14 protein-coding genes are annotated in these 15,299 nt (G+C 55.8%); 8 read left to right on the top strand and 6 right to left on the bottom strand.

What is annotated here, in order from left to right:
* Positions 1–261: 261 nt before the first annotated feature.
* Positions 262–894, bottom strand: a complete 633-nt coding sequence (clpP, locus tag ACQZ5M_RS15195) for an ATP-dependent Clp endopeptidase proteolytic subunit ClpP (protein ID WP_296020857.1) — start codon at positions 892–894, stop codon at positions 262–264.
* 519 nt (positions 895–1,413) lie between these two features.
* On the opposite strand from clpP, the gene ACQZ5M_RS15190 reads away from it, so the two are divergent.
* The gene (locus tag ACQZ5M_RS15190; RefSeq protein WP_449080181.1) at positions 1,414–2,661 is read left to right on the top strand and encodes a GGDEF domain-containing protein; all 1,248 of its coding nucleotides are present in this window, start codon (positions 1,414–1,416) and stop codon (positions 2,659–2,661) included.
* Positions 2,662–2,721: 60 nt separating this feature from the next.
* Positions 2,722–3,969 (top strand): cytochrome P450, encoded by a 1,248-nt coding sequence (locus ACQZ5M_RS15185; protein WP_449080180.1) that lies wholly within the window; start codon positions 2,722–2,724, stop codon positions 3,967–3,969.
* Positions 3,970–4,093: 124 nt separating this feature from the next.
* Here the strand turns inward: ACQZ5M_RS15185 and ACQZ5M_RS15180 are convergent, their stop codons facing one another.
* From ACQZ5M_RS15180 to ACQZ5M_RS15170, 3 genes are all read right to left on the bottom strand, one after another.
* Positions 4,094–4,450, bottom strand: a complete 357-nt coding sequence (locus tag ACQZ5M_RS15180; protein WP_449080179.1) for a cupin domain-containing protein — start codon at positions 4,448–4,450, stop codon at positions 4,094–4,096.
* A 46-nt stretch (positions 4,451–4,496) separates the two neighbouring features.
* Positions 4,497–5,780: an O-acetylhomoserine aminocarboxypropyltransferase gene (locus ACQZ5M_RS15175; RefSeq protein WP_449080178.1), complete on the bottom strand. Its 1,284-nt coding sequence runs from the start codon at positions 5,778–5,780 to the stop codon at positions 4,497–4,499.
* 84 nt (positions 5,781–5,864) lie between these two features.
* Positions 5,865–6,299 carry a CoA-binding protein gene (locus tag ACQZ5M_RS15170; protein WP_296082897.1) on the bottom strand — a complete coding sequence of 145 codons (435 nt, stop codon included), beginning with the start codon at positions 6,297–6,299 and terminating at the stop codon, positions 5,865–5,867.
* Between the two features lie 500 nt (positions 6,300–6,799).
* On the opposite strand from ACQZ5M_RS15170, the gene ACQZ5M_RS15165 reads away from it, so the two are divergent.
* The 3 genes from ACQZ5M_RS15165 to rpsI all read left to right on the top strand — a co-directional run bounded on the left by ACQZ5M_RS15165 (position 6,800) and on the right by rpsI (position 8,821).
* Positions 6,800–7,636: an EamA family transporter gene (locus tag ACQZ5M_RS15165; protein WP_449080177.1), complete on the top strand. Its 837-nt coding sequence runs from the start codon at positions 6,800–6,802 to the stop codon at positions 7,634–7,636.
* A 250-nt stretch (positions 7,637–7,886) separates the two neighbouring features.
* Complete coding sequence (rplM, locus tag ACQZ5M_RS15160; protein WP_062425555.1) at positions 7,887–8,351, top strand: 50S ribosomal protein L13; 465 nt, start codon at positions 7,887–7,889, stop codon at positions 8,349–8,351.
* 2 nt (positions 8,352–8,353) lie between these two features.
* A complete protein-coding gene (gene rpsI, locus ACQZ5M_RS15155; protein ID WP_449080176.1) occupies positions 8,354–8,821 on the top strand; it encodes a 30S ribosomal protein S9 in 468 nt (155 codons plus the stop codon).
* Positions 8,822–9,009: 188 nt separating this feature from the next.
* Here rpsI and ACQZ5M_RS15150 read toward each other — a convergent pair whose 3' ends face one another.
* A complete protein-coding gene (locus ACQZ5M_RS15150; RefSeq protein WP_449080175.1) occupies positions 9,010–10,965 on the bottom strand; it encodes an acyltransferase family protein in 1,956 nt (651 codons plus the stop codon).
* 275 nt (positions 10,966–11,240) lie between these two features.
* Between ACQZ5M_RS15150 and speB the strand changes: the two genes are divergently transcribed.
* The 3 genes from speB to ACQZ5M_RS15135 all read left to right on the top strand — a co-directional run bounded on the left by speB (position 11,241) and on the right by ACQZ5M_RS15135 (position 14,063).
* On the top strand, positions 11,241–12,194 hold the full coding sequence (gene speB, locus ACQZ5M_RS15145) for an agmatinase (protein WP_296038201.1): 954 nt from the start codon (positions 11,241–11,243) through the stop codon (positions 12,192–12,194).
* A 70-nt stretch (positions 12,195–12,264) separates the two neighbouring features.
* On the top strand, positions 12,265–13,191 hold the full coding sequence (gene argC / locus ACQZ5M_RS15140) for an N-acetyl-gamma-glutamyl-phosphate reductase (RefSeq protein WP_449080174.1): 927 nt from the start codon (positions 12,265–12,267) through the stop codon (positions 13,189–13,191).
* Entirely contained in the window at positions 13,188–14,063 is an 876-nt protein-coding gene (locus ACQZ5M_RS15135; protein WP_449080173.1) for an aminoglycoside phosphotransferase family protein, read from the top strand. Before argC ends, ACQZ5M_RS15135 begins: the two co-directional genes overlap by 4 nt.
* On the opposite strand, the gene ACQZ5M_RS15130 is transcribed toward ACQZ5M_RS15135, so the two are convergent.
* Entirely contained in the window at positions 14,053–15,156 is a 1,104-nt protein-coding gene (locus tag ACQZ5M_RS15130; protein ID WP_449080248.1) for a COX15/CtaA family protein, read from the bottom strand. The two genes, ACQZ5M_RS15135 and ACQZ5M_RS15130, sit on opposite strands and share 11 nt — an antisense overlap.
* Between the last annotated feature and the right edge of the window lie 143 nt (positions 15,157–15,299).

Below are 15,299 nucleotides of genomic sequence, written 5' to 3'. Positions count from 1 at the left end.
TCGTTCCCGGGGTACTAGCCGTATCAGATACATGAACTGACGAACGGCGGCAACGAATTCCCCTTAAAACCCCGGAACAGCCATGCTCCGGTATATCTTCGCTGCTCTCCCTCACAGCATTACGGCCTACGGAAGAGCTTGGTTCAGACTACGTCATAAAAATTCAACATAGCCTTAATATGTACTATTAGCGCTTTATTTGCCGGTTTAAAGCCCAGAATTCAATCCGGCACCATAAACCGGCAGACACTCACGCCAACATCAATTTGCGGTAATGCCTTCAATTTCCTGGCGAGAGGTGAGGATTTTGTCGATCACGCCCCAATCCTTCGCTTCTTCGGCATCCATGAAGTGGTCACGGTCGAGCGTCTTTTCAACGTCTTCCAGCGTACGGCCCGTGTGCTTCACGTAAACTTCATTAAGGCGACGCTTCATCTTGATGATATCGCGAGCGTGGCGCTCGATATCGGATGCCTGACCTTGGAAGCCGCCGGACGGCTGGTGAACCATGATACGGGCGTTCGGTGTCGCGAAGCGCATGCCTTTTTCGCCAGCAGCCAAAAGCAACGAGCCCATGGAGGCCGCTTGGCCGACGCAGAGCGTGGAGACAGCAGGGCGAATGAACTGCATCGTATCGTAGATCGCCATGCCGGCGGTTACGACGCCGCCGGGGGAGTTGATATAAAGAGCGATTTCCTTCTTCGGGTTCTCGGCCTCGAGGAACAGAAGCTGGGCGCAAACGAGCGACGCCATGTGATCTTCGACAGGACCTGTCAGGAAGATGATGCGCTCTTTGAGAAGACGGGAGTAGATGTCATAGGAGCGCTCACCGCGATTGGTTTGCTCCACGACCATCGGCACCAGAGCCATGGCGGTATCAACTGGATTTGTCATGTCCGTCCTTTATCCAATTCTAGCCCGGAAGCTCCGCGCGCCCGGAATCACTTTTCTTCATCTCATTACATAGAGTGTCCTTGGTCAGCACTTCAAGACTGAGGCCGCGGATATCCTTAATAGGCTGGACAATTCTTCGAACGACTTAGAGATGAAACCGCACCGACGCCAGCCTGCCAACGGTCGTCAGATCATGTCATCAACGCTTGAGTCCGAGACTGGTCAACAAGCGGTTAAGGAGCTGCAGTGTGACAAATTCTTTACGTTACGTAAGGAATAAATGGCTGAACAGTATTTCGCGTTGAAATTCAGATATCTTCGGAATACACGTTGAAGTCGCATCACTTGCCCGGAGTCCGTTAGGAACGTCAATGAGCAGGTGGGATGATGCCCCTCGCGTTTCTAGTAAGAGTGTCTGGCGACACCACGTATCGAAATGCGGATAAACAAGACGTTGGGCAGCGCAGGTGAAGCCGTCTTTCACCCGAATGCTCGTGAAAATTCACATAGGATTGCCCAGTGTTTCAAGCCCAAACAGGCATGCTAGTCTGGTCGCTGCAAACATCGACCCTTGCCGCACTTCTGGCCATGCTCTGGCTGCATGCGCCGTCGAAGAAGCACCATCTATTCTTCTCATTCGGCTTTGCGGCGGTGGGCCTGGGCTCTGCCCTGGTGGCCCAGAGGGGGCAACTTCCGGATTTTGTGACAATCGTGATCGGAAACCTCCTTGCGCTTTCGGCTTTCGGTTTTTGGCTGGCAGGCATGTTACGCCTGGAACGACGCAAGATTGAGGGGTGGATTGCGATCCCGGCGCTGCTCTGGCTCGCCGTCATGTTCCTGCCGGCAGTGCGTGAGAACATGCTGGCACGCGTGCTCGTCTATCACTTCTGCGCCGGGATCGGCTACATCACGATCGCCGGCGTCGTGATGACCTCCAAGCAGCCGATAACCATCACGCGAAAAGTCTTTGCTGTCGCTCTGGTATTGCATGCGCTTTCGGGCGGCCTGACCGCCGCGCTCATCATTCCTTTCAATGCGCTCAGCGGCCAGACGCTGCCTTTGACGGCCCCAGTCGCTTATTCCGCAGCTTTCAGCTTCGTCGTGTTGATGATGATCGCCGTGAAGATGTTCATGGAAGACAACGAAAGACGGTTGCATCGGCTGGCCGTCACGGACCATCTGACAGGTGTCCTCAATCGGCGCGGCCTGATGGAAGCATTTCCGGCGGTGAAAAAAGCACCGGAACATCGTTCTTCGCAACTCATGATCGCGCTATTCGATATAGATCATTTCAAGAAAATCAACGACCGCCACGGCCACCAGTGCGGCGACGAGGTGCTGGTGCAGTTCTGCGATCTCGTCAACCGTATCATTGGCGGCAAAGGGACATTTGTGCGTATGGGCGGAGAAGAGTTCGCTTATCTTTTGCCGCATGATGACATCACCGCAGCGTTGCGGATCGTTGATGGCGTTCGCATGTATTTCTCGCGTCTTTCCACCGACGCCAGCGACGAGAGCTTTCACTCGACCGTCAGCATCGGTGTTCATTCAATGCCGGTGACTGAGGCAGATCTTGATTTGATGCTGAAGATGTCCGACCGCGCCCTTTATGCTGCAAAGTCCGCGGGCCGTAACAGGACCGTCTTTTATGATGGCCTGGCCAACGTCGTACTTCCGGCCGAGGACCGGGGCGAGAACCCGCATGACAACAATGCGGACCGGCAGGTGGCTGCGCTCAATCGTATTGCAGCAATCGGCAGTCATTGACCCGATTCCTGGCCTTCCAAGTCCCTTTCAACGAAGACAGGTTTCCGATAGATGTCGGGCATGAACACCATGCCCGATTTTCTCCGCATCGATCCTCAGGAACGCACCGTATCGCTCGACGCCCGCAACCCGGCGTTCTATGGCAATCCGAACGCGACTTACGCGCTCTTGCACGCACACTGTCCGACCTTCTACTGGGAGGAGCAGAAGCAGTGGTTCTTTACCGGCTATGATCACGTCAATGCGCTTTTGCGTGATCGCCGCTTCGGGCGTCAGATCCTGCACATCGCCACACGCGAAGAGCTGGGATTGCCTGAACCGCTTGATCATACCCGCCACTTCGATGCCGCTGAGCGCCATTCGCTGCTCGAGATCGAGCCTCCAGAACACACCCGTCTTCGTACACTCGTCAATCGCGCCTTCGTGTCCCGCCATGTGGAGAAGATGAAGCCGGAAATTGAGGCTCTGGCGCATGGTTTGATCGACCGCTTTGCGAAGGACGGGCAGACGGAACTGCTCTCCTCCTTCGCCGACATCATTCCCGTGACGATGATTGCCAGGATGATCGGCATTCCGGAAGAGATGGGGCCACAGTTGCTCAAATGGTCGCATGCCTATGTCGGGATGTATATGTTCAAGCGCAGCCTTGAAGACGAAGTGGCTGCCGACCACGCCGCCAAGGAGTTCGCTGATTACGTGCGCAGTGTCATTGCCGAACGCCGCGCCGAGCCGAAGGACGATCTGCTCAGCCATATGATCCATACGGAGCATAAGGGCCAGCTTCTGACCGACGAAGAGCTGGTTTCCACCACCATCGTGCTCCTGAACGCCGGGCATGAGGCGACAGTGCACCAGATCGGTAATTCGGTGCGCGTTATCCTCGAAAGCGGCCTCGACACTCATTCGCTGTTCAGCGACGAAAAGACGACGGAGCGGACCGTTGAAGAAACTCTTCGCATTGGCGCGCCGGTCCATATCTTCCAGCGTTGGGCTCTGGAGCCGGTGGAAATCGATGGCGTTCGGTTCGAGCGAGGCGACAAGGTTAGCCTGATCCTCGCTGCCGCCAATCTCGATCCGCAGAAATTCAGCGATCCCCTGACCTTCAAACCTGACCGAACCGAGGCTCCAAACCTCTCCTTCGGCGCAGGCATCCATTTCTGCATCGGCGCTCCACTGGCGCGGCTGGAACTGAATATCGTTCTGCCACTTCTCTTTCAACGTCTGCCGCATCTGAAGCTTGCGAGCCAGCCTACGGTGAAGGAAGTCTATCACTTCCACGGGCTTGAAAGGCTTGATTTGGTTTGGTGATCAGGTCTGTTCCTTGCAGCTTCGGGCTATGCGCAGTTAAAGACGAAGAAAGTGTACCAAAACCTTCGTTCTGATACACTTTGATTAAAAGCACCCGCGCTTCGCCTTCTGACTACTTGGCCGTTTACAGCCGGACTACATAATCCTTGCGGGTTGTCTCCACCACTTCCCATGTTCCCTTGAAGCCTGGGCGGATGATTTGGCGGTCGCCCGTTCTGAGGTGGATGGCGTGTCCACCATCCTCGGTCAGAATGGAGTGGCCCTCCAAAATATTGAAGTACTCCCACTCGTCATATTCCACTCGCCACTTGCCGGGAGTGGATTGCCAGATGCCGGCGTAAATGCCGCCTTCGGCCTCCTCCATATTCCAGCTGGTGAATTTGGGGTTGCCCGCAATCAGACGGTCGGGCGCTGGGGCGCCCTCCTCCGGCTGGAGCTTGGAAAGATCGCCGTTCGGCTTGAAATCGAGTGTGAAGGCCATGAGCAATCTTGTCCTTTCAGATCGTTGCTATCGGGATTGATGGTCGTCAGATTTTGGCCAGCGACTGTTCCAGATCGGCGATGATGTCCTTCACATCCTCGATGCCGATAGAGAGGCGCACGACATCTGGACCAGCGCCCGCTGCAATCTGTTGCTCTGGCGTCAGTTGAGCATGCGTGGTCGATGCAGGGTGGATGACCAGAGAGCGCGTGTCACCGATATTGGCAAGATGCGAAAAGAGCTGCAATCCCTCCACCAGGGATTTACCCGCCTGGTAGCCGCCCTTTACACCGAAAGTGAATACGGAGCCTGCGCCCTTCGGCGAATAGCGTTGTTGCAGAGCATGGTTGTCGCTATCGCCCAATCCCGCATAATGCACCCAGCCAATCTTTGGATGTGCTTTCAGCCATTGCGCCACGGCCAGAGCATTGTCCGAATGGCGCTGCACGCGCAGCGGCAGGGTTTCGATGCCGGTGAGAATTAGGAAGGCATTGAACGGCGAAATCGACGGGCCTAGATCGCGTAGGCCAAGAACACGGGTGGCAATGGCAAAGGCAAAGTTACCGAAGGTCTGATGCAGAACGACTCCCGAATATTCTGGACGCGGCTGCGATAGGGCGGGAAATTTGTCGGATGCGGACCAGTCGAACGTTCCGCCATCGACGATGATGCCGCCCATGGAGTTACCATGGCCGCCGAGGAATTTTGTCAGTGAATGAACGACGATATCGGCACCGTGTTCGATCGGCCGAATGAGATAGGGGCTCGCCATGGTATTGTCGACGATCAGCGGCAGGCCATGCCTGTGCGCCACCTCGGCAATAGCCGCGATATCGACGAATGTGCCGCCCGGATTGGCAAGACTTTCGATAAAGATTGCCTTTGTCCGCTCGTCGATCTGACTTTCAAAATTCACCGGATCGGCGGCATCCGCCCAGCGCACCTGCCAGCCGAAGTTCTGGAAGGAATGCCCGAACTGATTGATCGAGCCGCCATAGAGTTGGCGTGCGGCAATGAAATTGTCACCGGATTGTAAAAGCGTGTGAAAGACAAGCAATTGCGCCGCGTGGCCGGAGGCCACCGCAAGGGCAGCGGTACCCCCTTCGAGCGCGGCGACACGCTCTTCGAGCACCGCCTGGGTGGGGTTCATAATGCGGGTATAGATGTTTCCAAACTCCTTCAGCCCGAAAAGGGCTGCGGCGTGGTCGGAATCGCGAAACGCATAGGCAGTCGTCTGATAGATAGGAGTGGCGCGCGCGCCGGTGGTCGGGTCCGGCTGCGCCCCGGCATGAATGGCAAGGGTGGAAAAGCCTGGCGTATGATCTGACATGGTGTCCCTCCAGCTGTCTTTTTTAAACAAGCACGAAGGGATCATATCGCGTCAAGCACGAATGATAAGAGCCGCTTGTCCTAACTATCGCGCAATATTGAGACGAGGATACTCAATGGCAGGGCACCGATCCATAATCACTTCCAAACCGTAATGCTCGCCCTTGGCCGCGGCGTCGTGGTCCTTCACGCCCAATTGCGCCCAAAGAACCTTGGGCCGGGGCGACATGTGGATCACCTCCTCCACAACGCCAGAGAGATACTCCGAAGCACGGAAGACGTCGACCATATCCACCGGCACTGGGATGTCGGCAAGCTTGGCGTATACTTTCTGCCCGAGGATTTCCTTGCCCTCCTGTCCCGGGTTGACCGGTAAGACCGTGTAGCCTTTTGACAGAAGGAATGACATGACCCCGTAACTAGGCCTCGCCGAATTGGGCGAAGCGCCGACAAGCGCGATCGTCTCGACGTCCATCAAAATCCGGCGAATGTCTTCGTCAGCGTAGTGTTCGTGATCCATCATGCTAGTCTCCTATCTTACACCATGAGGCCATACCCTCAGGAGGCTGGCTCACTTTACAGATTCTCTGCCAGCAAAAACGTTGCCCAAATTTGCATCACACGTTGCCTTTTAATTCGGCAGCCATCGGAATGCCCAATCGTACCACATTTGTTCCAATTTCGTTCACAGGCATTTTAGCAGCTACTTATAGTTACATTAGTAATTTATGTTTTTTCCATAACAAATCCCATTCTGAAACGTTTGAGATACGTAAAAATCTTAATTAGGCGAAAAAAGTTCCAAAGGCATCACTCGATTACGCCGCTTACACCTGTATAGGTTGTGTTTTGAGGTTGAATATTGGCCGCAGAGCCAGCCGATCAAAAACAATGCATGATCATCCGGCCTCGCAGCGTATGCACATAAAGATAGGCAGGCAGTCACCGTAAAAACGTCCAACACTTTTGTGCGTCATGCTCTAAAGTTCCACTTTCATTCAGACGCTCCGTGAGTCGCCCTTGTCGCTTGATGTCCTGCTGCTAGTCCTTCTTGGCGCGCTTCTGCATGCGTCATGGAACGCTCTCGTGAAATCGGGTTCCGACAAGGCGCTTGATGCATCTTTGATTGCGGCAGGCGCGGCGATCTGCTGCATTCCCTTTCTGCCTTTTCTACCCCTGCCTGGATTTGTCGCCGTTCCGTTTCTGGTTGCCTCGGCATTTCTACAGTTCGCCTATTTTCGACTTGTGGCAGCCGCCTACACCGTTGGCGATATTGGTCTCGTCTATCCGGTCATGCGCGGCGTCGCGCCGCTGATCGTGGCCGCCAGCAGCAGTCTGTTTCTCGATGAGCGGCTCAGTACTCCAGCCTTTATAGGGATTGCCGTCATTTCCGCGGGAATTCTGACGCTCGCCTTCGAAGCGCGACGTGGAGGCCGAAAGGCGATCCTGCTGGCACTGGCAAATGCAGTGGTGATCGCTGGTTACACATTTGTCGATGGCGTGGGCGCGCGCCGATCCGGCAACGCCATATCCTACACGCTGTGGATGTCCCTGCTGCCGCCCCTCCTCCTGTTCTCATATGCCTTTTATCAACGTGGCTATCTGCCTGTCATGCAGCATGTGAGACGCAACTGGTGGCGCGGTCTTGCCGGAGGCGGCGGCTCTATTTTGTCCTACGGCCTTGCACTCTGGGCTATGACAAAGGCACCGGTGGCCGTGGTGGCAGCATTGCGCGAAACATCCATCCTTTTTGCCATCGTGATCTCGGTTTTCCTTCTGAAAGAAAAGGCCAGCGTCTGGCGCTATGTCGCCGGCGGCGTCATCGCATCTGGTGTTCTGATCATGAGGCTCAGCTGAAATTACCACTATTTTGTGTGGTATCATAAAACCACACATACAACTAACTGATTTTTAATAACTATTTTTGAAGTCAGCTTTTTTGCACCTGTTGACGGTTATCAGCCGACCGCCTATAAGCGCGCCAGACTGAATTCTCATGGAATACATGTCTTCCGGCACGCGCAAATGCGGCCAAATCAAGCAACAAGAAACGCCCGCATCTCGCCTGGCAACAGCAGGATGACGGGTCCAAAAGAAAGTGAAAAAAATGTCTACTTTCGTTCAGAAGCCCGCTGAGGTGGAGAAGAAGTGGGTCATCATCGACGCCGAAGGCCTCGTTGTTGGTCGTCTCGCCACCCTCGTTGCTACCCGCCTGCGCGGCAAGCACAAGGCAACCTACACCCCCCACGTGGATGACGGCGACAATGTCATCATCATCAACGCGGAAAAGGTTGTCTTCACCGGCAAGAAGTATTCCGACAAGAAGTACTACTGGCACACCGGTTACCCGGGTGGCATCAAGGAGCGTACGGCTCGCCAGATCATCGAAGGTCGCTTCCCGGAGCGCGTCGTTGAAAAGGCTGTCGAGCGCATGATCCCGCGTGGTCCTCTCGGTCGTCGCCAGATGAAGAACCTCCGCGTTTACGCTGGTTCGAACCACCCGCACGAAGCACAGCAGCCAGTCGCTCTCGACGTTGCATCGCTGAACAAGAAGAACGTAAGGAGCGCCTGATAATGGCCGATCTTTCCTCCCTGAAAGACCTCGCCCCGGCATCGGAAGCTTCGGCTCCCGTACACGTCCGCAAGGTTGACACTCTCGGTCGCTCCTATGCGACCGGCAAGCGCAAGAACGCCGTTGCCCGCGTATGGGTCAAGGCTGGTTCCGGCAAGATCATCATCAACGGCCGTGATTTCACCGCCTACTTCGCACGTCCGGTTCTGCAGATGATCCTGCGGCAGCCGATCGTTGCAGCAGCGCGCACGGGTCAGTTCGACATCGTTGCGACCGTTGCAGGTGGTGGTCTCTCCGGTCAGGCCGGTGCGGTTCGCCACGGCTTGTCCAAGGCTCTCACCTACTTCGAACCGGGCCTGCGCTCTGTTCTGAAGAAGGGTGGCTTCCTGACCCGCGACAGCCGCGTTGTTGAACGTAAGAAGTACGGTAAGGCCAAGGCTCGCCGCAGCTTCCAGTTCTCCAAGCGCTAATCGCTTCTGGAATACACGAAAATCGAAAAGGCGGCGCTTCGGCTCCGCCTTTTTCTTTTGCAGGTCTTGCTGCATTTCGCGGTTGGATGACCTCTTACAGCATAGTCTGACAATCGGCACGATCTTCTAGATCACGTTTCGAAGCGTAAAAGGCGCCATCCTGTGTGCGCCTACGGGGTTGCAGCGTTTTAGTTTAGCGGCAGCGGTATGGAGCCGGTTATTCCATCGGCGCCGAAAAGATCGTCCGCGACTGCAGCCGCAATCCGCTCCGCCCCTGCCCTTGTATAGTGCCCTCTGTCGGCGATGTAAGCGACGCCATCCATGCCAAAGGAGCAGCCAGCGATCGATGCAGGATCGCAAAATATCTGCTCGGGCAGTATCTTCGTCACCTCCGCAGGCAAGGCGGCATTCAAAACGCCGTAAGCGCGGGCAGTGTTTGCCTCGAAATCGGATCTCGAAATTATGAAGCTGGGGGCTGGATCTCCCCTCAGCATGCTTGAAGCCATCACATCTGCCAAGGGTTTATCGAAGCGCGGACCCGGATAAACCACGAGAACCTGTTTTCCGGTCGCCTCAAGCCTCTGAACTGTCTCGCGGAAATTATCCGACACAGCGCTGAGGGGAACATCCGCGTTGGAATAGTCCTCTTTATCGACTTGCAGGTAGGGTGAATTGAGAAAGCTGACCCAGGATGCCGCTAGGATAACCGTTTCGACGTTACTGGCTGCGAGATAATCCATGGCACGCCGATTGAACTCCTCGCAATTGGCAGCTCCCTTGTCTCTTGCCGTCCAGACCCCGAGGATGGGAGCGCAATACCCATGAGTCAGTTGCACCATGCCGATGTTCCGGTGCTTGAACTCCTCAACCAGAGCCGGGGAAATCGAAGAAGCAATGGAATCGCCCCATACCGCGATCGTACGGCCGCTGCCGATATTGAACATGCACTCCATGCTGGGCAGGGGTGGAAGCCCATCTTCCCGCTGAAAAAGACAGTTCTCGTTCCAAGTCGTGCGTTCGACGAACTGCGTGATATTTTTGGGAAGCCTGAACGGCAGTCCCTCCTTCAGATCTCCCCATGCGCCGAAACCCACAAGCCCTGCGGCAAGCATGGACGCTGTCCACCCCAACCGCGCGAACCGGACTCGCTGGCCACGAAAAGGCTGTTCGACGAAATACCAGCTCAAGGCCGAAAGCAGAAGAATCAGAGCGATCAGGGCGCACATAACCATTGTCGACGGCGGCCCCGGGCTCCTGATGCGCCAGAACGCGAAGACGGGTTGATGCCAGAGGTAGGCGCTGAAACTGATCCGACCGAGCCATACAAGTGGTGACATGGAGAGCAGACGGCCAACGATGCAGGTCCGCGAGGAGAATATAAGGATGAGCGCAGTGCCGCCTGTAGGAAGCAAAGCGATGATCGACGGAACATCAACCGATGAATCGAACAATAGGATCGACGCCAGTACGACCAGCAGTCCTGCCCCGGCGAAGACGTCGTTCGCTGCCCTCTCCTTTCCGAACACCCAGAACGCGCATAGCGAACCGAGGAGAATTTCCCAAACGCGGGTCGGCAACAGATAGTAATTGGCAAGCGGGAAGTATCGCGCGCCGACTTCACTGAGCAACAGGCTGGCGACAGCAACGCCAAGCACGACGGAAAAGATCGTTTTGATTTTGAGGCGCAAAAGAAACAGCAGCGGGAAAAGCAAATAGAACTGCTCTTCCAAACCGAGGCTCCATGTGTGGAGTAACGGTATTTCCGTCGTCTCAGGAGAAAAGTAGCCTGTACTTTTCATGAAATAGACATTTGACAGAGAAAGCGTCGATGCGATCAGGCTCTTGGAAAACCGCTCATAGGCATCGGGCAGCATCCATATCCATGCAAAAGGGATCGTGCATAGGAGGACGAAAAAAAGCGCTGGAAGAATGCGGCGTACACGTCGCACATAAAAACGGCCTACAGAAAACCGCCCTTCAGCATATTCACGCAATATGACGCCGGTGATCAAGTAACCGCTGATGACCAGGAAGATATCGACACCGATATATCCGCCGTCAAATACTGCGAACCCCGCATGGGCAAAAATGACGGCCAGCAATCCCAAGGCACGCAGACCGTCAATTTCGGGTCGATAAGTCATAAAAACCACATGTAACGTTGCTTAAGCTGAGACCTTGAGAATGGACGACGCTGCTGCCAGTTGCGGCTGTAACGCAGCTTGGAGCACCACACCGTGTTTCGCCAAAAGCGTGGCTCTGCTGGAAATGCGTTCGATCAGACTGTTGCGAGCATGACGAAGAGGCTAACCACGATACACATGCTTTATTTACGACGTGTTTACCATGAGCGTATCTTATCGCGAACAGCTTAATGCGATATTGAAAAGCCGTAAAAGTTCGACTGAAGGAGTGAGCAATGTCCGCAAAAAGCATCGATCACGCTTTCACCTCGTCCTCTCTGACGTCGGCAGCCACCGATCCCACTCATGCGGGCGCGCTGTCCTTCATGCGACGCCGCTACAGCAAAAATCTCGAAGGCGCTTCCACCGTGGTGTGGGGCATTCCTTTTGACGCTGCGACTTCCAACCGGCCGGGCGCACGTTTCGGGCCGCAAGCAATCCGTCGTGCATCGGCAATCTTCGACAATGATCCGCAATACCCGTTTGCCCGCGATCTTTTCGAAAACATGCCAACGGTCGACTATGGCGATTGCCTCCTGGACTACGGCGATCATTGGCAGACGCCTGAAACGATCGAACGCGAAGCGCGCAAGATTCTTGCCAACAGCGAATATCTGCTGACGCTTGGAGGCGATCATTTCATTACATGGCCGCTCCTGAAAGCGCATGTCGCAAAACATGGTCCGCTGGCGCTCGTACAGTTCGACGCGCATCAGGACACATGGTTCGACGATGGCAAGCGCATCGATCATGGCTCTTTCGTCGTACGCGCCGTTCGCGATGGACTGATCGATCCGAATCGCTCCATCCAGATCGGCATCCGCACCCATGCACCTGAAGATTGCGGCATAAAAATTCTCTTCGGCTACGAGGTCGAGGAGATGCGCTCCAGTGAAATTGCTTCACTGGTCGTCAAGCATGTGGGCGGGCTGCCGGCCTACCTCACATTCGATATCGACTGCCTGGACCCGGCCTTCGCGCCCGGCACCGGAACCCCGGTCGCAGGTGGACCATCGAGTGCAAAAATCCTCTCCATCCTGCGCGGTCTTCGACAACTCGACATTCGGGGGTCGGATGTCGTCGAAGTGGCGCCCGCCTACGACCACGCCGATGTGACTGCCATTGCCGGGGCAACGGTTGCGATGTATATGCTAGGGCTGCGTGCTGAGCGACTGGCGAAATCCGATTGAAAGCGCTTCACTCGCTTACAAATCGAGTCTGAAAAAGCCCATAATATATTGAAAATACAAGGTTAAAGACATGGCAGCGAAGATCTTCATCGATGGCGAACACGGCACCACCGGCTTGCAAATACGCACGCGTCTGGCCGATCGTCGCGATATCGAGCTGCTGTCCATTCCCGAGGCCGAGCGCCGCAACGCATCGATGCGCGAGGACATGCTGAACAGCGCCGACATCTCGATCCTCTGCCTGCCGGACGATGCATCCAAAGAGGCTGTGTCCATGGTTTCCGGAAACAACAAGGTCCGGATCATCGATACCTCGACGGCCTTCCGTATCCATCCTGACTGGGCGTATGGCTTTGCCGAAATGGACAAGCATCAGGCTGAGAAGGTGCGGTCTGCCCGCTTCGTTGCCAATCCTGGCTGCTATCCCACCGGCGCCATCGGCCTCATTCGTCCCTTGCGCGCAGCGGGGATCTTGCGGGATGGCTATCCTGTGAGTGTCAACGCCGTCTCCGGTTACACGGGCGGCGGCAAGCAGATGATCGCACAGATGGAAGATCAGAGCCGTGACGACGCGATCAGCGCCAACAATTTCGCCTACGGGCTGACGTTGAAGCACAAGCACGTACCGGAAATGAAGAACCATGGTCTTCTCGACCGCGCGCCGCTTTTCTCGCCATCCGTCGGTCGTTTTCCACAAGGCATGATCGTTCAGGTTCCGCTGTTTACGACCGATCTGAAGGAAGGCTCGAGCGTCGAAACCCTGCACTCCGCGCTCACCGCGCACTATGCCGGTCAGCATATCGTGGAGGTCGTGCCACTTGAAGAAAGCCGGTTGATGACGCGCATCGACGCCGAAGAACTGGTCAATCAGGATACGATGAAGCTCTATATCTTTGGCACGTCCGAACACATCAATCTCGTCGCGGTTCTGGATAATCTCGGCAAGGGTGCGTCGGGCGCGGCAGTGCAAAACATGGAACTGATGCTCTCGGCATGAGTGCGGAGTTCGTCTCCTTAGATATCCCGGAAGAGATCGCAGGGCGGTGGAGCATTTCCACCGCTTCTTTGATTGCGGATACCGAAAGCAGCATCGTTCACCGCGCCACCCTGGCGGATGGCTCGTCGGCCATATTGAAGCGCCTGAAGCCGCGTGGGCTTGGCGAACTCCCCGGCATGACATTTCTGAAATGGCGCAATGGACAAGGTGCCGTACGCCTTTTGCAACGAAGCGGAACAGCGTGCCTGCTCGAAGACGCAGGCGATCTGACGCTTCGCGCTCATCGCCTCCACTATGGCGAAGAAGCCGCGAACGTCGTCATCGTTAGCGTTCTGCAAACGCTCCACGGGTCAGGGCGGGCAGAAGTTGTGGGTTTGACACCGCTTGAGCGGCATTTCCGCTCTCTGCTCTCCCGCGCTGAAACAGAGACAGATGAGCGACTCCGTGAGCCCTTGAGGTACTGTGCGGAGATTGCCCGTCAACTTTTGGCGAACCAAAAAGACATAAAGCCCCTTCATGGCGATCTGCATCACGATAATATCGTGAGTGGCGGCACTCGCGGCTGGCTGGCCATCGATCCGCAAGGTTTGCTCGGCGACCCAGCCTATGACGTGGCAAATATCTTCGGAAACCCGCTCAACGCTCTGCCGGACATCATCGATCCATACCGGATAACGACACTCTGCACCATTTTCGCGGACACGCTGAACTGCACGAGAGAGAAGATCCTTCGCTACGCCATCGCACATGCAGGACTGTCCGTCTGCTGGTCTCTTGAGGACGGCGGCGCCTTAGACGATAGCGTTAATGCACGCGAGCGACTTGCCTTCCTGACGGTCGCCCGAGACCTTTTGCCAAACTTCAGCGCCTGACCTCTGCAGCAACGGCTGCAGGATATTCTCCGATAAAGCCGCGCCAATGCGCAATTGCAAAAGCGAGCACGATAAGCGCCATGCCCTGATGCGCCAGCGCAACATGAATATCCACATGGGTAAGTAGCGTGGTGATTCCGAACGCCGCCTGAACGCAGACGAGCAGGAAAAACAGCACAGAGCGTCGCGCGTGCGGTGTGCCTGGCAAAGCGCGGCAGAGCCTCACCATGTGCCAGAGCGTTGCGGCGAACAGGGTGTATGCGCCGAGGCGATGAATGAACTGTACAGTCTTCGGGTTTTCGAACAGATTGATCCACCAGGGCTGCTGGATGAAAAGATCTCCTGGAACAATGGAGCCATCCATCAGCGGCCACGTATTGTAGGAAAGGCCGGCATTAAGACCTGCCACCAGCGCACCGAGATAGATCTGAAAGAGACAGAGGACCGCAAGCAGCGCTGCAAACCCCCTGCCCGTGCGCTCATTCGATGCATCCGCTGAATGGCGCGACAGCCCCCGCAATATCCACATGCAGCCCGCGAAAATCAGGCAGGCAATCGTCAAATGCGTTGCAAGACGGTATTGCGATACATCCGTGCGGTTGACGAGGCCTGAGGAAACCATCCACCAGCCAACGAAACCCTGGAAGCCGCCAAGTGCCAGAAGTCCCAGCAATGGCAGGCGCAACCGCTTCTCGATCCGGCCCGTGAGCCAGAAATAGGCGAGCGGCAGGGCGAAGATCAGCCCGATGGTGCGCGCAAGAAGACGATGTGCCCATTCCCACCAGAAGATCGTCTTGAACTCATCCAGTGACATGCCACGATTGATTTCCTGATATTGCGGAATACGCTTGTAGAGCTGAAATTCTTCTTCCCACTCCGCGACCGATAGGGGTGGGATTGCACCGTGAATAGGCTTCCATTCCGTGATCGACAAGCCAGACTCTGTCAGGCGGGTTGCGCCCCCCACCAGCACGAGACAGAATAGCGTGAACAGCACAACGCGCAGCCAAATTCGCAGAAGTCTGCGATTGTTCTCCTGCCGATGCAAAGCTGTTTCCACCCGTTGCTCGACAGAGGCATGACCCTTCGCCATCGTTTCGGATCGCATTCCTGAACTCCACAATTGCCTAGAGCGCCGTGCGTTCTCAAGACGCAGAAAGGAAACTCTAACTCTTCGAATCGACGCATCGCGCTTTCCGAAAAGCGATTCCGGTTCTCGGGCCGCAGCTTATCTGC

Source organism: Rhizobium sp. 22-785-1 (assembly GCF_053521965.1).
Note: the sequence above shows the minus strand (reverse complement) of the source record. Positions and strands in the feature narration are given on the sequence as shown.